The organism is Exiguobacterium sp. SH5S13 (genome assembly GCF_004337085.1).
Lineage (GTDB): Bacteria > Bacillota > Bacilli > Exiguobacteriales > Exiguobacteriaceae > Exiguobacterium > Exiguobacterium aurantiacum_A.
In genome coordinates this window covers 86,625-102,471 of the sequence record NZ_SJUS01000003.1, presented here as the reverse complement: position 1 = coordinate 102,471, position 15,847 = coordinate 86,625, and the positions used below count along the sequence as shown (strand labels likewise).

21 protein-coding genes and 2 tRNA genes are annotated in these 15,847 nt (G+C 50.0%); 11 read left to right on the top strand and 12 right to left on the bottom strand.

All coding sequences use genetic code 11. The features are described from left to right. Positions 1-11: 11 nt before the first annotated feature. The 3 genes from EVJ30_RS03205 to EVJ30_RS03195 are packed head-to-tail and all read right to left on the bottom strand — an operon-like array spanning position 12 to position 1,338. Positions 12-425, bottom strand: coding sequence for a hypothetical protein (locus EVJ30_RS03205; RefSeq protein WP_070328880.1), 414 nt, complete (start codon positions 423-425; stop codon positions 12-14). After that, the gene (locus EVJ30_RS03200) at positions 422-976 is read right to left on the bottom strand and encodes a hypothetical protein (protein WP_070328879.1); all 555 of its coding nucleotides are present in this window, start codon (positions 974-976) and stop codon (positions 422-424) included. Before EVJ30_RS03200 ends, EVJ30_RS03205 begins: the two co-directional genes overlap by 4 nt. Positions 977-978: 2 nt before the next feature. Then, positions 979-1,338, bottom strand: coding sequence for a hypothetical protein (locus tag EVJ30_RS03195; RefSeq protein ID WP_131467994.1), 360 nt, complete (start codon positions 1,336-1,338; stop codon positions 979-981). A 128-nt stretch (positions 1,339-1,466) separates the two neighbouring features. On the opposite strand from EVJ30_RS03195, the gene EVJ30_RS03190 reads away from it, so the two are divergent. The 4 genes from EVJ30_RS03190 (at position 1,467) to EVJ30_RS03175 (ending at position 3,202) form a co-directional block, all read left to right on the top strand. After that, positions 1,467-1,540: transfer RNA gene (locus tag EVJ30_RS03190), tRNA-Gly, on the top strand. 25 nt (positions 1,541-1,565) lie between these two features. Next, a tRNA-Gly gene (locus EVJ30_RS03185) sits at positions 1,566-1,639 on the top strand. A 163-nt stretch (positions 1,640-1,802) separates the two neighbouring features. Beyond that, on the top strand, positions 1,803-2,603 hold the full coding sequence (locus EVJ30_RS03180) for an MBL fold metallo-hydrolase (protein WP_131467992.1): 801 nt from the start codon (positions 1,803-1,805) through the stop codon (positions 2,601-2,603). A 392-nt stretch (positions 2,604-2,995) separates the two neighbouring features. Next, a complete protein-coding gene (locus tag EVJ30_RS03175; protein WP_016508383.1) occupies positions 2,996-3,202 on the top strand; it encodes a DUF3006 domain-containing protein in 207 nt (68 codons plus the stop codon). A 41-nt stretch (positions 3,203-3,243) separates the two neighbouring features. On the opposite strand, the gene EVJ30_RS03170 is transcribed toward EVJ30_RS03175, so the two are convergent. Further along, a complete protein-coding gene (locus tag EVJ30_RS03170) occupies positions 3,244-3,798 on the bottom strand; it encodes a TlpA family protein disulfide reductase (protein ID WP_131441137.1) in 555 nt (184 codons plus the stop codon). A gap of 75 nt (positions 3,799-3,873) precedes the next feature. Here EVJ30_RS03170 and EVJ30_RS03165 point away from each other — a divergent pair, with 75 nt between their 5' ends. Further along, on the top strand, positions 3,874-4,725 hold the full coding sequence (locus EVJ30_RS03165) for an aldose 1-epimerase family protein (RefSeq protein WP_236634105.1): 852 nt from the start codon (positions 3,874-3,876) through the stop codon (positions 4,723-4,725). A 37-nt stretch (positions 4,726-4,762) separates the two neighbouring features. Here the strand turns inward: EVJ30_RS03165 and EVJ30_RS03160 are convergent, their stop codons facing one another. The 3 genes from EVJ30_RS03160 to EVJ30_RS03150 all read right to left on the bottom strand — a co-directional run bounded on the left by EVJ30_RS03160 (position 4,763) and on the right by EVJ30_RS03150 (position 7,008). Next, complete coding sequence (locus tag EVJ30_RS03160; protein ID WP_016508377.1) at positions 4,763-4,981, bottom strand: PspC domain-containing protein; 219 nt, start codon at positions 4,979-4,981, stop codon at positions 4,763-4,765. Positions 4,982-5,009: 28 nt separating this feature from the next. Beyond that, the gene (locus EVJ30_RS03155; protein WP_131467988.1) at positions 5,010-5,714 is read right to left on the bottom strand and encodes an SDR family oxidoreductase; all 705 of its coding nucleotides are present in this window, start codon (positions 5,712-5,714) and stop codon (positions 5,010-5,012) included. Between the two features lie 79 nt (positions 5,715-5,793). Beyond that, a complete protein-coding gene (locus EVJ30_RS03150) occupies positions 5,794-7,008 on the bottom strand; it encodes an LCP family protein (protein WP_131456797.1) in 1,215 nt (404 codons plus the stop codon). 202 nt (positions 7,009-7,210) lie between these two features. Here EVJ30_RS03150 and EVJ30_RS03145 point away from each other — a divergent pair, with 202 nt between their 5' ends. Next, the gene (locus EVJ30_RS03145) at positions 7,211-8,125 is read left to right on the top strand and encodes a hypothetical protein (RefSeq protein WP_131456795.1); all 915 of its coding nucleotides are present in this window, start codon (positions 7,211-7,213) and stop codon (positions 8,123-8,125) included. A 175-nt stretch (positions 8,126-8,300) separates the two neighbouring features. Here the strand turns inward: EVJ30_RS03145 and EVJ30_RS03140 are convergent, their stop codons facing one another. Further along, entirely contained in the window at positions 8,301-8,522 is a 222-nt protein-coding gene (locus tag EVJ30_RS03140) for a hypothetical protein (protein ID WP_236635972.1), read from the bottom strand. A gap of 330 nt (positions 8,523-8,852) precedes the next feature. On the opposite strand from EVJ30_RS03140, the gene EVJ30_RS03135 reads away from it, so the two are divergent. Next, on the top strand, positions 8,853-9,734 hold the full coding sequence (locus EVJ30_RS03135; RefSeq protein ID WP_131456793.1) for a hypothetical protein: 882 nt from the start codon (positions 8,853-8,855) through the stop codon (positions 9,732-9,734). A gap of 62 nt (positions 9,735-9,796) precedes the next feature. Here the strand turns inward: EVJ30_RS03135 and EVJ30_RS03130 are convergent, their stop codons facing one another. Beyond that, the gene (locus tag EVJ30_RS03130; RefSeq protein WP_070328872.1) at positions 9,797-10,168 is read right to left on the bottom strand and encodes a hypothetical protein; all 372 of its coding nucleotides are present in this window, start codon (positions 10,166-10,168) and stop codon (positions 9,797-9,799) included. A 102-nt stretch (positions 10,169-10,270) separates the two neighbouring features. Between EVJ30_RS03130 and EVJ30_RS03125 the strand changes: the two genes are divergently transcribed. After that, positions 10,271-10,684 carry a VOC family protein gene (locus EVJ30_RS03125; protein ID WP_131467985.1) on the top strand — a complete coding sequence of 138 codons (414 nt, stop codon included), beginning with the start codon at positions 10,271-10,273 and terminating at the stop codon, positions 10,682-10,684. Positions 10,685-10,694: 10 nt separating this feature from the next. On the opposite strand, the gene EVJ30_RS03120 is transcribed toward EVJ30_RS03125, so the two are convergent. After that, positions 10,695-11,744, bottom strand: coding sequence for an NAD(P)/FAD-dependent oxidoreductase (locus EVJ30_RS03120; RefSeq protein ID WP_201739057.1), 1,050 nt, complete (start codon positions 11,742-11,744; stop codon positions 10,695-10,697). A 190-nt stretch (positions 11,745-11,934) separates the two neighbouring features. Here EVJ30_RS03120 and EVJ30_RS03115 point away from each other — a divergent pair, with 190 nt between their 5' ends. Both EVJ30_RS03115 and EVJ30_RS03110 read left to right on the top strand, forming a co-directional pair. Next, complete coding sequence (locus EVJ30_RS03115) at positions 11,935-12,780, top strand: ABC transporter ATP-binding protein (RefSeq protein ID WP_131467981.1); 846 nt, start codon at positions 11,935-11,937, stop codon at positions 12,778-12,780. A 106-nt stretch (positions 12,781-12,886) separates the two neighbouring features. Continuing rightward, positions 12,887-13,441, top strand: coding sequence for a methyltransferase family protein (locus EVJ30_RS03110; protein WP_131467979.1), 555 nt, complete (start codon positions 12,887-12,889; stop codon positions 13,439-13,441). An 80-nt stretch (positions 13,442-13,521) separates the two neighbouring features. On the opposite strand, the gene EVJ30_RS03105 is transcribed toward EVJ30_RS03110, so the two are convergent. Together EVJ30_RS03105 and EVJ30_RS03100 are read right to left on the bottom strand one after the other, a co-directional pair. Continuing rightward, entirely contained in the window at positions 13,522-14,331 is an 810-nt protein-coding gene (locus EVJ30_RS03105; protein WP_131456785.1) for a DUF368 domain-containing protein, read from the bottom strand. 106 nt (positions 14,332-14,437) lie between these two features. Beyond that, the gene (locus tag EVJ30_RS03100) at positions 14,438-14,992 is read right to left on the bottom strand and encodes a GNAT family N-acetyltransferase (protein ID WP_236634107.1); all 555 of its coding nucleotides are present in this window, start codon (positions 14,990-14,992) and stop codon (positions 14,438-14,440) included. A gap of 100 nt (positions 14,993-15,092) precedes the next feature. On the opposite strand from EVJ30_RS03100, the gene EVJ30_RS03095 reads away from it, so the two are divergent. After that, a complete protein-coding gene (locus EVJ30_RS03095; protein ID WP_131467977.1) occupies positions 15,093-15,842 on the top strand; it encodes a sugar nucleotide-binding protein in 750 nt (249 codons plus the stop codon). Positions 15,843-15,847 lie beyond the last annotated feature (5 nt).

Sequence of the window (15,847 nt, the reverse complement as noted above, 5' to 3'; positions counted from 1 at the left end):
CGTGTCTCTTTTCATGTCCATTCGATGGAATCGACGATCGCTTCGATCTCTAACTTTTCATCCGTCTTCTTGTCGGCGACGTACGTCAAAAACAACAGGCGCTTCCCGTCCGTGAGCGACCAGACGTCCAAATACATGTCGTCTTCAATCCCGCTCGCGTAAGCCGTCGTCATGCCGCCCGATTGATCCGTCACGCTCGGTGCGACTTTAATGTCGATTGGGAACTCCCCTAAAAAGGTGTTCAGTTCTTGCAGCGCCGCATCTTCAGGGGCCTGGGCCTCCTCTGCTTCATAGATAGACATTTGAAGCGTCCCTTGCGCATCTTCCTCCACCGAATAGAAGCTGACGTGATCCTCTTCTTCATTGTATTCATAGTGCTCTGGGTAGGATAAACGAAGCCACCCGTCGATTTCGTATTCTTTCATGCTAATTGCTCCTTCGTTTTCTTGAATGTCAGGCCGGTGACCATTTTGGCTTGCAGCGCATATTTGAGCCGCTCCGTCACGTAAAGGCGTTGGCTGTTTCGATCTTGGGCGATCATATGTCCGCATAAATCCATCCGAACGGTTTGTCGGGACAGAAAGTAGAGACGATCCTCGCTTAACGGCCGATATTCACCGGAATCCTCGAGGTGCTCGATCTCAAATCGGCGTAAGACGTTGAGCGCGCAATAGTGGTCGGTCTTGCCGGTACTCGTATGCAGTTCAACCCGGACGAGCTGGATGTCGTACGGACATAGGTTCATAAAGATGGGTCCGATTCGTTCGTGGATGAGCAAGACGCCCATATCCGTCTCAATCAAATCGGGTAACGCCCCCGCGTCTTGGGAGATGCTCAAGACGACATAGGGTCGTTCAGTCGGTGCGAGCAGTTCCCCTTTAAAAAAGCGGAACCGTTGGATGCCGGTCAATACACGGGCCCGCCAAGCGCTGCCACGGGCTTCCGCTTCAATCCGATACAGTCGTTCTCGACTCACGACTACTCCCCCTTCAATTGTTTGAGCGCTTCGACGAATCGTTCCCACTCTTGATCGTCGCAGACGATCTTACTTTCAATTCCCCATTCTTCCTCGATTTTCAAACGTACCTCGTTCGTTTCAACGTGGCGCGTGAGATGCAACGCTCCGATTTGAACGAACATCGGCTCGATGACCAACGTCTCGGTCGGTGAACTGACCCATTTTAGCCGGTCAGTCCGTAAAATCACATGCCACATCGACTCATGCCGCACCGAGAACGTCCATTGACGGAGCGTTACAGTTTGTTCGACTTGCTTCGCCTGGCTCATCATGCGAAACCCTTCACTCATCATCTTCAAATAAGATTTTCGTTCGCTCATGCCCGTCCCACTCCCCTCTTCTATTATCTTAGCAAGACCACCTATCCGCCACAACTAATGTTTTTTCGAAAAAGGGTTTGCAAAGGTTAAATCGTGTGCTATTATATTACCGTAACGTTAAGCGTTTCGCGGGTGTAGTTTAATGGTAAAACCTCAGCCTTCCAAGCTGATGACGAGAGTTCGATTCTCTTCACCCGCTCCAATTTTAAAATCGTATACTTGAATGTGCGGGTGTAGTTTAATGGTAAAACCTCAGCCTTCCAAGCTGATGACGAGAGTTCGATTCTCTTCACCCGCTCCAATTTCCGACATATTCGCGAGGCTTAACTCGCACACATAACCACATGGTGCACACCATGTAACGAGCAGGAGGTCATTCGACTTCCTGCTCTTTTGTTTTTTGACGTCACGCTTAAATGAGACCGATTCGGGAAAAGAATTGGAGATATGAAGGAGGGATCACCATGATTCAAGTCCGCCTACAGCCATTTACCGTTTATGAGAGTGCTTTAATGCGAACCACATCGACTTTGATCGACACTGAAGACAGCCTCATCTTAATCGACCCGAACTGGTTGCCAGAAGAAGTTGCGACCATCCGTCGCGATATCGAGTTGAAGCGGCAAGGTAAGAAATTGTACGTCATTTATACGCACCAGCACTATGACCATATCATCGGTGCTTACGCTTTCCCTGATGCGACCGTGATTGCTTCAAAAGCGTTCGTCGAAACAGACGCCAGCGCCCAACTTGAAGAGATTAAAACGTTCTACGAACAGTATTACATCGACCGCCCGATTCAAAAGCCGGCCGTCGACATCATCATCTCCGAAGACAGTACGGTCGAGCTCGGTGTTACCCCGATCACGTTCTACTTGACGCCAGGACATGAAGCGACCCATATGTCACTCATTGTCGAACCGTTGCGTCTGCTCGTGTGCGGTGATTACGGATCGAACATCGAACCACCGTTCATCGAGCACGACGCGGAAGCGTATCTCGAATCGCTTCAAAAACTTCAATCCGCCGTCTACGAACACGAGATCCGTTGGCTCATACCCGGCCACGGCGACCTATGTGATGACCGCAGTAAGATGATCGAGCGACTCAGCGCTGCCGAAGAATATATCCTCGCTTTGCCTGAAGAACGCGTCTGGTCCCCGCTTTGGCCTGAGCACGCCTTTTTTAACCGGGTTCACGAACGCAATCGAAAACATGTCGAACAAAAAGAGCATGAGCGCGAGGCACGCCAACGCGACTATTGACGCAAAAAAATCGCAACGTCTCCCCAAGACGTTGCGATCCCCCTATGTAAACCTATTTCTTTGTGATGCGTTCTGAACGGACCGTGAACATACGGTCAATCCCATAAATCGTCACTCCGGTAAGAGCGAGCAATCCGATCATAGCTGATGAAAACATTGACCATACCCCCATTGTTCACAAATTCGTCATAATCACCCCGTGCCTTCATTATAGAAGAAAACATTTCAAAAAGAAAGCGTTTTCTTCAAACTTTCTTCACAATTGCTGCTCGTTGTTTACTTCTCCTTCGTTTGTGTAGCAACATTCAAATATGTGTAGGTTTTATGGAATGTGGGAATACACTCTATAAGAATAAAAGAGATAGAAAGCTGTTCGCTGAGGAGGAAGAGGCATGATCAAATACGGCACGCTGGTGCGAGTCGAAGGGAAGTACGCCGTGTTGCGTTGGAACAACGGCTCAAGTTTTATCCCACGACGATTCTTGCCATCAGAAGCACGGGTTGGCGATACGATCATTCGAGATAACCACCATTATTATCTTGAAGAAGACATGACACCGAATTTCGACGCGCTCATCAAACAACATTATAAAAAGTAAACAAAGACAGACCGGTTCTCTTCCAGTCTGTCTTTGTACGTTCATTTTGTCTGTTCGCGTAACCAGTTAAAGTCGACCGGACCGACTTGTTTGGCTGTGATCACACCGTCCGGACCGACGACATACGTTGTCGGCAAAGCGACGACGCGGTACGTCTTCTCCACCGTGCCCGCTTCGTCCAATAATACCGGGAAGCTGACCGGGACTTCTTTCAAAAACGCCTCGACGTCTTGTCTGCCGCGTCGCTCATTTTTCGTGACATTCACCCCGAGCACCGGAATCCCGGTTTCTTCGCCGAACTCGATCAATTCAGGCAGTTCTTCGCGGCAAGGCGGGCACCACGATGCCCAGAAGTTTAAGACGACTTGCTGTCCTGCGTACGCATCAAGTGCCAACGTTTCCCCTTCGATTGTCTCCAGTTCGAAGGCGGGCGCGCGTTGACCGATCTCGAGACCACCGAGAACCGTGTCGTCCGTCGCGACACGTTCAGTCTGTTCGCTCGCTTGACTCGCCTTGTATTCGTCATACCCTTTATAGCCCAGACCGGCGATCAGTCCCGCCATAATCAATCCAATAGCCAGTTTATGAAATCGCATCATTTACCCCTTGTTCTCTGTCCTATTCATTTCTAAACTTAACTTATCACATTCACTCAAAGGAGCGGAACTATCGTGCAACTTCACAATGAAAAAGTCAGTATCACTTTGAAAGCGCAAGGCGCGGAAATGACGAGTTGGAAAGTCGACGGGACCGAGCTACTCTGGCAAGGCGACCCTACGTATTGGGGACGACAAGCCCCGATTTTATTCCCGTTCGTCGGACGGTTGTTGGATGACCGTTACTTATATGATGGCTTGACGTATACGATGAGCCAACACGGATTCGCTCGCGATGAGACGTTCGAAGTCGCGGAATCGTCTGATACACACGTCCGCTTCGTTCTCCGTGACTCGGTCGAGACACGGAAACACTATCCGTTCCCGTTCGAACTTCACGTGGACTATCGACTGATCGGCGAGGAATTGAACGTGACATATCGCGTCCGAAACGGCGGCGACGAGGTGTTACCGTTCAGCATCGGTGGACACCCTGCCTTCAATATCCCGTTCGCGGGCGGAGTGTTCGAAGAGTATACAATCGATTTCGGTGAGACGCGCTCACTTGATCGCTTATTGTTAGAGGGTCCTTATTTGACCGGGGCTTACCAACCGCTCGGCGAACGTCGCTACATTCCACTCTCGCATCTCTTGTTCGACCAAGACGCTTTGATTTTCGAAAATGTCGAGTATGCCGCACTGCGCCACCAACCGAGCGGTCGCGCCATCGTCATGGAGTGCCCGACATTCACCCATTTCGGGATTTGGTCACCACCTCGGTCGGACGCCCCGTTCGTCTGCCTCGAACCTTGGTTCGGTCATGCCGATTATAAAGGACATCGTAAAGACATCCGCCAAAAAGATGATATGCAGTTGCTCGCACCGAACGAAACGTTCGAAGCGACTTACACGCTCTATACGGAATAAAAAAACGTGCTGACCTCATTGGTCAGCACGTTTTTCGTTAGAAGCGGCTTTCTTGTTCCGCCTCATACTCTGAAGGCGGTTTTTTCATGACGATTGCGAGCACGATATAAATTAACAAGCCTGGTCCGCCGAATAAGGCGAGTACGACGAAGATGATCCGCATCAACGTCACGTCTACTCCGAGGTACTTCCCGAGCCCCGAGCAAACTCCTGCTATCATTTGGTCAGACGGATCTTTGTACAGTTTTCGTTCCATCAAGACACCTTCTCCTTCATTTTTTCGGTCATCGTTGTGGTCGACGAAGTGTCGTTCTTCCAGCTGTCGCGGCTTCGCCTCGACTATCAAAATCGAGTGCATCGTTGATCGGTGTACTACCCGATCTAATTTCAATCCGGCGTCCGTACAAGCCCCGATTATCGAGCGAGGCAGCAATGACTGTCGCGACGTCCGTCTCGGAAATCGTGGCGCCTGAGGCGTCACTTAAGTCTTCTGAAGCTTCGATCGACCCTTTTCCAGGTCCATCGGTGATCGCCACTGGGCAAATGATCGTGTAGTTCAAGCCGCTATGTTCGATATACTCATCGGCCGCATTATTCGCAGACAAGAAGTTGTAATGTTCTTTCGGGCCCGCGTCTGGTCGATCGGCACCGTATGCGCTTAGTAAGACCACGTGACGGACGCGCTCTTTTTTAGCGGCGTCAATCGCTTTCATCGCGACGTTCCGGTCAAGCAGTTCAATTTCTTTGCTCGTTCCTTCAGCACCTGCTGTCGCAGCGACGATGACGGCGTCTTGGCCGGCGGTCGCCTCGTGAATCTTTTTATCAAGCTCTTTTTCAACATCGACGGTGAGCACGCGCGCACCCATTTTTTCGTACTCTGCTTGCAGTTCAGGATAACGAATTAAAGCGGTCACGTGATGGGATTTCGCTAAACTTTTCAAGACACGTCTACCGATCTTTCCTGTTGCTCCAATGACTAAAACTTTCATTCAAATTTCCCTCCTCAAAAGAGTAGTTCATTTGATTAAAATTCCTCTTTCTGTACGGAATCAAACCCGTTTCGCAAAATTATCTCACAGTGCCCCACATCGTTAAGTCGAGCGCGTCACGAATCGATTGGACGCTCTCTTCATTCGGTTGGTAATAGTAGATGTTGTCAATGTACGCATCTTGTCCGTTGACTTGAAGTTTGTTCACTTCGGGTTGAAGCATCATCGTGAGGCCAACCGACGCCATTTGCAGCGGATTCATTTCGAGCCCCATCTCATCTTTCATAAAACTGTACGTGGCCGGGATCTTCGACCATCCGGCCGGGCTTACCAACTTGTCGGCCACTGCCGACATGACCTCGGTTTGGCGACTTGAACGAGCACCGTCTGTATCCGATTTACGATGTCGCGCGTAGGCGAGCGCCATATCCCCGTCCATCGAATACGATACACCTTCCGTGTATTCATACGTTTGATTAAACCCCTTTTCGCTGAACGAATGGGTGGCCGTGATGTTCACTCCGCCGACGACGTCGATCAATTCCATAAACGTCTCGAACGTGATGACGACTTGACCGTCGACCGAAGCCTCGGTCAATCCTTCGACTGCACCGACCGTACACTCCGCGCCTCCATAAGCGAAGGCATGGGTAATCTTATCGCCTTCCCGCTCAGGTTCACAAGGGATCGCCGTATACGTATCTCGTGGAATCGATACGTTTTGAACGGTCCGCGAACGCGGGACGAACTCCATCAGCTGGAGCGAATCGGTTCGTGAACCGGACACTGATTCGCCGACACGGGCGTCACTGCCCATGACTAAGAACGTAACTGGGTTTGATGCCATATAACCGACCCCGATCACGAGGAGCAACAGGACGAGCAAGAGCTTTCCTTTCCAACTTCGGCGCTTGCGCTTGTCTTTTGGCGGCTTTTGTTTCGGCGGTATGCTGCTTTGCTGCTTCGGAACACGCTCTTTTGTGTCATGAGAGCGAGGTTCTCGCTTGTCCTCACGCTTATGGCGCTTCGCTTTTTTCCCGAACGGCATCTTCAGTTTAGGTGCCTGAACCTTCCGTTTTCGATTATTGTTCGTCTCGGTCCGTTTTTCATCGGAACGATCTAAAAATGGATGGTCTTGTCCTTCCGCTTGCTTCGACTCTGGTGAAGGGCGAATCACTTCGTCTTCCGCCTCGACCGGATTCACTTGTTCATCGTGAGACAGTTCTTCTAGCCGCTCGCGTTCTAATTCACGTCTGCGTCGTTCGACACGTGAGAGTTGTTGATCGTCATTCATATGATGTACCTCTATAGTTTAGATTTTCCTACATTATCATCGACAAACTCTATTCTGACAACGGTTAGCGCAAAAATCCGTCTTAAGCATGAGACACGAGGATTGTTTTAAATGAAAAGCGGGAAAGGAATAATAATCGGTGTCTGCCTATAAACGAGACATGGCAGACCGTTCGATGTCCTTTTGAAGGGAGGGAGAGCTAATGCGCATCGGGAAGCTCCGCATGTTACTTGAACAGTACGGAGAGACGACTCTTCGCGATTTAGTCGTCGAAATGTACCGAAACACCCCTAAAGCCGTTATCGAAGAAAAAGATATGGATTACATGATTAGTCAGTTCACTCGTTACAAAGAACAAAAATCGTCAGACGAGCGACATTCGCTCTCGCAGACAGTAATCCTCGCTGAACGCTTCGTAGAATTGGCTTACGATCACCTCTACTTGCTGCCAAATCAAATCATGAGCGAACGCGATCAAAAGAATTGGTATATACACGCCAAGAAAATCATTCGTGACTTATCGTATTACGCCGAAGATGATGCAGAGGCACGGACGATGTATGAGGAAATGTTTTTACTCTTGTCCTCTTCGGCAGGAGAAGAGCCGCTATTTTCAACAAGTGACCCGTTTCGACTGCTGAAACTCTCGCAAACCACGATGCTCACTCAATTGATTCATTACTATCAACTCGACGCCCCCACCTCCGACGTGTGGATCGATCGTTCTTTGTACACGGCGCTCCACGTCCCGAAAGATGTTGACTCGACACGAGTCGACTTACTCTCTACACTTCTCGAGCAACCCTACACTTCGTTTGAGTGGAATCTATTCCATCAACGCCTCATCACACTTTGTGAACGGACACTTGCCAAAGCCCCGTCCGATGACAGTGCACTTGAGGACTATCAGGCACTTAAAATGCTTGAACTCGAACTCCTCGTTGAGCGCGGACAATTGTCAGAAGCTGAACGGAAGTTGTTTTCTGAGTATATCCCGTTCTTCTCACACCGTTCAGAGCCGTTCAAAGTGTATGTCAATATGCTCGAGAGCCGCGGCCATTCTGATGAGACGAAACGACTTCGCCGGCTTGCCAAAGAGAAACGTATCAACTTATAAAAAAAGGGAGTCAACCGACGGCGTCGGTTGACTCCAAAACATGATATGAACGAGGGGTGTTCATCTGAAAAGAGGAGTGGAAGTTGGTGCAGAACTTCCTTCCTACATAAATAGTATAAAAGATATTTGAAACCGCTTCCGGGATAGTTATTGCAGTTTTGTGAACGTTTTCACGTTAATCGATCGCGTTAATAATGCCTAACCCGATTACTGACAACAAAACGATTAAAACGAAAATAAACACCATCTCATTTGGTGACCGGAACCCTTCGTATAACTCGACCTGTTCTTCAACGATGACATTGTCATGGACTACAATCGGTTCAGTCTCGGCAAGAGCCGTGGCCGGGACGCCGACCAATAGCAACGCCAACCATAAACTTATTACGTATCGCATATCATACTCCTGTCGTTTTTTCTCACTGACAGTATAGCACGTCTCTCTCGCTTCGACCCATTCGTTTCTCCTCTCCCCCCGGAAAAGTTTAACAAATCTCACAGCCCCTTCGTTGCTCTAAACTTCCTCGTTCCGACACGGATCACCCTTCGATAAAATGCTCATTCTAAAGCCATTTCCCTCACCATTCCCCTTTAAAAACCTGACTTTCCACGTGTTAAAACAGTAATCAAACATGATGAATGTTCATAAAATGAACACGACATTTTTCAATTGGTAGCCCTTACAATTTAAGGGTAGTGATTATTTTAGAAGAAAGAAGGATTCCTCATGAAACGGACGCTTATATTCGCGGAGTGTCGCCAAATCCAACCTAAAAAACGTTCACTGCTTCACCAATTGTACAACCCGGGCGAGTCGCCTCACATCCTCGCCATCCGACCACACCAATATGTCCATACGGCCTGGCAAGGAGATGTTCCTGTCGCAGCAATCGCCTCCGACTATACCGATTATGCAACGGATCAGGTGATCCGGCTCACGCACGAGGCGTATCGGGACCGCTATGTCTTCCGAGGTTTGCTCGACCGACTGATCCGTGAGATACGTCGAAACAGTATACATGACACAACGTTGCTGTTACACGTCAAACAAGACCACGACCAAGATAAGCGTCGAATGTTTGAAGTGCTCGGTTTTGATCCGTATCATGAGACCGTCACTTACACATTGCCGCTCATCCCTTTCCAAAAATATACATACGAGAACTGGTCGCTTCACGTTGATTATTTTGCGACACACTCTAGCTGGCTCGCTTACCGAAATCAATATGCGCATATGCTGACTGATGTGTTGCCGATGACTGCATCACGACTGCTCGAGCATGAACGTCGTCAGGAAGTTTTCCATTCCCTTAGATTGAAAGGGAAAATCGTCGGCATCATGCGATCTCGAATTGGATCTGGACGCCTGGACGTATATGAACTCCAAGTGTCAGGTAGCGATGAGCTGATTCAAGAGGCCGTGTCTTTTATTCAGCAAGAATTTTATTTCCGGTTCAGGTCGCTTGAACAGATTCGGGTCACGTTGACTTCGCTCCAACCAGAGCTGCGATACGCTTTGATCCGACAAGGCGGATCGCCAACCCAAACAGGAACCTACACGATGATTAAAGAAGTGGCGCCTTCCGCGCCATCGTTTCCACTCAATTAGAAAAAGACGCTAAACGTCACGTCCTTTTCACGGAAAGGATTCGTTCGTTTGGCGTCTTTTCTTCATTCAGCAGCGTTTGCCGATTCGATTGCTAAGGGTGGCATCTCTTCGAACAGCACGGTTCGAAGCCCGATATCACGTCGGTCCAACGATTCAATCCGATCGAATTGAATTTCACGGTCCGCGACACTGAACCAATACGTGATGTGAGGTTCATCCGTGAAGCGAAGCGCATAATTCGAACCGTTCAAATGAAAATCCACTTCGGTCGAAAGGATTTCTGCCGGCCCGATTTTTTTGTGGGTCGTCAGTCGTTCAAGAACGACTTGCTCCTCATTGATCTGATAATCGACAAACGTCGCAAGTGAGAGTCCAAACACAAATGATACCAGCGCGAACGCGCTGATCAATCCAAGAGTGATCTTTCCGTTCATGTCGCCGTCCCTCCCTCTTCTACTATATCGGATTTTGCTAAAACGTTGTGAAGTGACATTTTGTTCAAGTTTCGGCAAACTAGAGCAAGAGGAGGGATTAGTATGCAAATTGACCACACCGGGATCGCTGTTCGCGACTTAGACGAAGCGATCTCGTTTTACACGAACGTGTTACAAGGAAAACTTGTCGACCGTTATACGAATACGGCAGCCGGTGTCGAAACCGAGCTCGCCGTGATTCACGTCGGTGAAGACGTGATCGAGTTGCTCTTGCCGACAAGTCCGACGAGCCCGATCGCCCGATTCATGAAAGCACGCGGCAAAGGCGTTCACCACATCGCCTATCGGGTCGATGATTTAGAAGCATCGATTGACGCTTTGAAACGCGAAGGCATCACGTTTTTAGAAGATACGCTCCGAACGACGGCAAAAGGCCGACGCCTCATCTATATGGACCCACGCCACTCGGGCGGGGTCATCGTCGAACTATGCGATTATCCGACAATGAAGCAGTGAGGGACACCCCTCACTGCTTCATTACTGTCCGTTCGATGATGTCACGATTCTTCGCTTTCAACCGTTCGTTGTGCGACGACACCATCGCCGACTTCGTCGCGTCCGGATCGATGAACGTCTTGGCCCGGTTGACCGCGTTAGCCGCATCTTGGAACGCTCCCGCAATCAGATGCACCTTGCCTTCATGCGTCAAAATATCTCCCGCCGCATAAAGTCCAGGTACTGACGATTCACTGCTCGCGTTCCCGTTCACATAGAACCCATCCACCATCTCGACTTTTAACTCGCTGTCGTTGAGGAGAGCCGAGTCCTGTTCGTAGCCGTGGTTGATGACCACTTCATCGACCTCGACCAATTCACTTGCCCCGGTCCCGCAATCGATGAGCTTGACGGCATGGATCGTCGTGCCATCATTGGAAATCAAGTCCTCGATCGTTGTATGCAGTCGGCAGTCGACTCGGCCACAGAGGAGCTTGTCGACTTGCGATTCATGCCCTTTGAGCGCTTCTTTTCGATACGTCAAAATCACGCGCTCCGCAATCGGCTCAAGTTCGTTCGCCCAATCGATGGCGCTGTTGCCGCCACCGGAAATCAATACCGTCTTCCCTTTAAAACGCATCAACGACTTAACCGTATAATGAAGGTTCGAGACTTCGAACCGCTCCGCCCCGCTAATCTCAATTTTTTGAGGTTGTAAAATACCGCTCCCCGTCGCGACGATGACCGTCTTTGACACGTGCCGGCCGTTCGTCGTATCGAGCACGAAATGACCAGTGTGATCTTTCGCCATCGATTCTACTTTCTCGCCGAGCACGACGGTCGGGTCGAACGTGAGACCTTGCTCGATCAATTGTTCGATGAGGCGGGCACCTGTCGTCGGGGTGACGCCACCGATGTCCCAAATCATCTTCTCCGGATACACATGGATCTTACCACCGAGATGCGGTTGAAATTCGATCAACTTCGTCTTCATCCCGCGCAACCCGCTATAAAAAGCGGCATACAACCCCGCTGGACCGCCACCAATGATCGTTACGTCGTACACGTCCTGTTCGCTCATCCGTTCCATCCTCCTTAAACATCCACCGCCACTGATTATCATTCTCATTTAATATACATCGAAATTTTAGTTCAGACAATCTATTTTGATATCGAAACATTCGTTGACAGCTTTTCATTTAGACTGCTATAGTTGAAGTTACATTGAGAATCATTATCAAAACCACTGTTACGAGGAGAGGGGAATCCATATGTCACGGATCCATACGGCAGACATCGAGGTCGGTTACGGCGGCAAAACAATTGTGAAGCAATTGAGTTTGTCGATCCCGGACCGTCAAATCACGACCATCATCGGCCCTAACGGTTGTGGGAAATCGACACTCTTGAAAGCCATGACTCGGATTCTGTCCCCGTCTAACGGTTCGGTCCATTTAGACGGAGCGGACATCGCCAAATGCAACACGAAAGAAATCGCTCAAAAGATGGCGATTCTGTCGCAAACGCCTGAAGGCGCTGGCGGCTTGACCGTAGGAGAACTCGTCTCGTACGGTCGCTTCCCTTATCAATCGGGGTTTGGTCGTTTATCGAAACATGACCATGAAGTGATTGATTGGGCGCTTGACGTGACCGGCACGCTCGAGTTCAAAGACCGGAACGTCGACGCCCTTTCAGGCGGACAACGCCAGCGTGTTTGGATCGCGATGGCACTGGCCCAAGAGACAGACTTGATTTTTTTAGATGAGCCGACGACGTATCTCGATCTGGCGCATCAGCTCGAAGTGCTCGAACTCCTCGAAACGTTGAACCGCGAGCAGGGCCGGACAATCGTCATGGTCCTCCACGACTTGAATCAGGCCGCCCGGTTTGCCGACCATATCGTCGCCATGAAAGACGGAGCAGTGCTCGCGACGGGCTCCGCCGAGGAAGTCATTTGTCCGCTCGTCCTTAGGCAAGTCTTTCATATCGACGCCATCATCGGACGAGACCCACGGACCGAAAAACCGATGTGCCTCACCTACCAACTTATAAAAGACGAGATTCAACGTGAAGCGCTCGACCCTTCGAGTGCCAATCTCGTTGCCAGTGCTCGTTAGTATGACAGTAAACGGAACGCCTCGCACATTGCGAGGCGTTTTTCGGCAGGAAGAGTCGGGTAATGAGTGGAAGACTATTAAAGATATGAAAAAAGGGGGGAACGTTATGGATTGGCTCGATGGTTTGTTCATTCTCGTCTCGACCGCATGGCTGTATGAGATGGGGCGATACCGTAATCGTGATGAACCGACCGATGGGAACAGTGAGCACATGAGCTTTTACATCGTCTCACTCATTATGGTCACCGTGTTCGCCGTCTCGATCGGTTTGTCTATTTTTACTGAAACACGCCAACCGCTCCTAGTCCGCTGGCTCGGGCTCGGGTGTTACATAGCCGGTGTTTCACTTCGTTACTGGGGAATCGCGCATTTGCGCCATCAATTCACCCGTCACGTCGTCGTCCGTCCCGCGGATGAGATCGTCAGCTCTGGACCGTACCGCTTTTTGCGCCATCCGCTCTATACCGGTCTATTATTTATCACGTTCGGTTTTTCGCTCTATTTCAGTCATTGGGGCGTCGCGCTCGTCGGTACGTTCGCCATGGGAATCGCCTTGCTTTGGCGCATCCATATCGAAGAACAGATGTTGACGTCACACTTCGGTAGCGCCTATCAAACATGGGCGAAATCGCGAAAACGATTGATTCCGTTCATTTATTAAACAAGCGTCAAAAAGCACGAATCGATAACCTCGATCCAACAAAAATGCGATCCTGTCAGCAAATGACAGGATCGCATTTTTTATACAGAAAATCGGCCGAGCAGTCGGACGATCATAAAACCGGCAATGAACGAAACAACGCTCAAGACCCACATCGTCGCCGTCTCCGGAAGACCCGGGAAGACGACGGCGAGGGACCCGATGACGAGTCCTAAGATGACCGAGAACGTCATGCCCGGGAAATTTCCGAGCAAATAACGGATCACTTTACTGCTGACGATAAACCCGACGGCTACACCGAGTCCGACGATCCCGATAATGAGCACGTTCAAGTTCGACAAGGCGCTGATGACCGTCGGGTACACGCCGATCAAGAGCAAGACGAACGAACCGCTGATCCCCGGGAGCAACATCGCCATACTGCCGAGCCAACCCGAGAAGAACAACAACAGCGCCGTGCCGGTCGTAAGTTCGGTAATAATGGCCGTGTCGGCCGGTTTGATGATTGCCATGCTCGCAACAACGATCGCTCCGATCACCATCGCCACGATGTGCACGGGACGCATCGTCGCACGCGATTTAAATTCAAACATCAACAGCGGGATAATCCCAAGAATCAAGCCGATGAAAAAGAACTGTGTCGGTGCATAGTATTCTAATAATAAAAATTCAATCAGACGGCTCAGTCCTAAAATCGCGGTTCCCATTCCGATTGCTAACGGAATTAGAAACCCAATATGCTTTTTCCACTGCCGACTGAACACACCGCTGATTGCTTCGATCAATCGATCGTAAATCCCTAAAATGACTGCGATTGTCCCCCCGCTGACGCCAGGAATTAAGTCACTCGTCCCCATCGCGATACCGCGCAGGATATTTTTCCACTCCATAATCGATCTCCTTTTTACATCTGATTCGTTTCAAGCACTTAGTATATCCGAGAAGCTCGGGTTTTGCATCGGTTTCAAGACTGAGACTCAGACTTCGACCCATGTTTCACAGATTGAGCATCATATAATCGAAGCGGCCTCCCGAAATCTCAATCTCTTTATGTTTGCGGAAACCAAGACGTTCGTAAAGACGAGCCGCTGCCGGATTGTCCTGGTCGACGTTGAGTGTGACGACCGGGATGTTGATCTCACGAGCATGTTCGACCACTCGCCGGACCAATTTCGTACCGATCCCGCGTCCTCCAAATTCTGAGTCGACGGCCACGGAATCGATATACAAAACGTCTCCTTCCGTCTCCACGTCAAGATGTCCAGGCTGCCCGCGCTCAATGAGCCATTGCTTAATCGGCTCATCCAACTCAGTCGCGCGCTTGCCCTCATAGGCGATAATAATACCTGCGATAACGCCATCTATGTCTGCCACCCAAATGTTTTCATAACTCAACCGGTTGTTCGGCCGACCGATCCACATCGCTAAGCGCTCGAGCACTTGCTTTTGGTCTGCCGTCCCCGTCAATGAATACGCGATGTCATGAATCGCTGCGTAAACGAGCGGTGCGATCGCTACACTCTCGTTTGACTGTGCCTGTCGAATGTTCATCATTTATCTCCTCCACCAATTAGTCTAGCATAAAGCTAGAAACTGTTGGTTTGTCACATCTAGAAGTGTGGGATGATAGAAACAGAAGGGAGGAATTTTTATGAAAGCTATTTTAACGGGCATGAACGGTACAGTCGCACCGGTCGTCGCCAAAACGATACAACGACATGGGATCGAACCTGTCGCTTGGGACAGATCAAAAGTCTCGACGTCAGACGAGGCGGCGATGCGTGAATTTATCGAATCGGTGCGTCCTGATTATTTTCTCCATATCGGCATGGGATCGGTTGAATGGGCGGAAACGTTGGCCCGCCTTTGTGGAGAATACAACATCCCGTTCTTGTTTACGAGCACGGTCTCGGTATTCTCAGACAATGTGACCGGTCCGATCATGCCGGACACACCACCTGACGCGACGGACGAGTACGGCAGTTACAAACGAGCCTGCGAGGAAACGATCGCCCGGACAAACCCCGGGGCACAAATCGTCCGACTCGGCTGGCAAATTGGAGAAACTGCCGGCTCGAACAATATGATGGACTATTTTACGAATGAAATGAACCAGCACGGTGTCATCAATGCGAGCGCACACTGGTACCCGTCGTGCTCCTTTTTAGAAGACACGGCTGACGCACTGTTCGAGATCTTGACGAAGCGCGGTCCCGGTCTATATCAATTGAATGGCAATCCGAGCCTGTCGTTCTATGACATCGCCACTGCTTTAAACGAGTTGCATGACCTCGCGTGGCGCGTCGAGCGAACGGATGAACCAAAACGCGACAATCGAATGATCGACATGAACATCACAATCCAACCGATCACGAAACGATTGACACTTCATACAAGATGAGTCGA

Bases quoted from the DNA above. Each gene is read 5' to 3' on its own strand.
- EVJ30_RS03205 (WP_070328880.1), bottom strand. From the start codon at position 425: ATGAAAGAATACGAAATCGACGGGTGGCTTCGTTTATCCTACCCAGAG.
- EVJ30_RS03195 (WP_131467994.1), bottom strand. From the start codon at position 1,338: ATGAGCGAACGAAAATCTTATTTGAAGATGATGAGTGAAGGGTTTCGC.
- EVJ30_RS03180 (WP_131467992.1), top strand. From the start codon at position 1,803: ATGATTCAAGTCCGCCTACAGCCATTTACCGTTTATGAGAGTGCTTTA.
- EVJ30_RS03175 (WP_016508383.1), top strand. From the start codon at position 2,996: ATGATCAAATACGGCACGCTGGTGCGAGTCGAAGGGAAGTACGCCGTG.
- EVJ30_RS03170 (WP_131441137.1), bottom strand. From the start codon at position 3,798: ATGCGATTTCATAAACTGGCTATTGGATTGATTATGGCGGGACTGATC.
- EVJ30_RS03160 (WP_016508377.1), bottom strand. From the start codon at position 4,981: ATGGAACGAAAACTGTACAAAGATCCGTCTGACCAAATGATAGCAGGA.
- EVJ30_RS03155 (WP_131467988.1), bottom strand. From the start codon at position 5,714: ATGAAAGTTTTAGTCATTGGAGCAACAGGAAAGATCGGTAGACGTGTC.
- EVJ30_RS03150 (WP_131456797.1), bottom strand. From the start codon at position 7,008: ATGAATGACGATCAACAACTCTCACGTGTCGAACGACGCAGACGTGAA.
- EVJ30_RS03145 (WP_131456795.1), top strand. From the start codon at position 7,211: ATGCGCATCGGGAAGCTCCGCATGTTACTTGAACAGTACGGAGAGACG.
- EVJ30_RS03140 (WP_236635972.1), bottom strand. From the start codon at position 8,522: ATGCGATACGTAATAAGTTTATGGTTGGCGTTGCTATTGGTCGGCGTC.
- EVJ30_RS03135 (WP_131456793.1), top strand. From the start codon at position 8,853: ATGAAACGGACGCTTATATTCGCGGAGTGTCGCCAAATCCAACCTAAA.
- EVJ30_RS03130 (WP_070328872.1), bottom strand. From the start codon at position 10,168: ATGAACGGAAAGATCACTCTTGGATTGATCAGCGCGTTCGCGCTGGTA.
- EVJ30_RS03125 (WP_131467985.1), top strand. From the start codon at position 10,271: ATGCAAATTGACCACACCGGGATCGCTGTTCGCGACTTAGACGAAGCG.
- EVJ30_RS03120 (WP_201739057.1), bottom strand. From the start codon at position 11,744: ATGAGCGAACAGGACGTGTACGACGTAACGATCATTGGTGGCGGTCCA.
- EVJ30_RS03115 (WP_131467981.1), top strand. From the start codon at position 11,935: ATGTCACGGATCCATACGGCAGACATCGAGGTCGGTTACGGCGGCAAA.
- EVJ30_RS03110 (WP_131467979.1), top strand. From the start codon at position 12,887: ATGGATTGGCTCGATGGTTTGTTCATTCTCGTCTCGACCGCATGGCTG.
- EVJ30_RS03105 (WP_131456785.1), bottom strand. From the start codon at position 14,331: ATGGAGTGGAAAAATATCCTGCGCGGTATCGCGATGGGGACGAGTGAC.
- EVJ30_RS03100 (WP_236634107.1), bottom strand. From the start codon at position 14,992: ATGAACATTCGACAGGCACAGTCAAACGAGAGTGTAGCGATCGCACCG.
- EVJ30_RS03095 (WP_131467977.1), top strand. From the start codon at position 15,093: ATGAAAGCTATTTTAACGGGCATGAACGGTACAGTCGCACCGGTCGTC.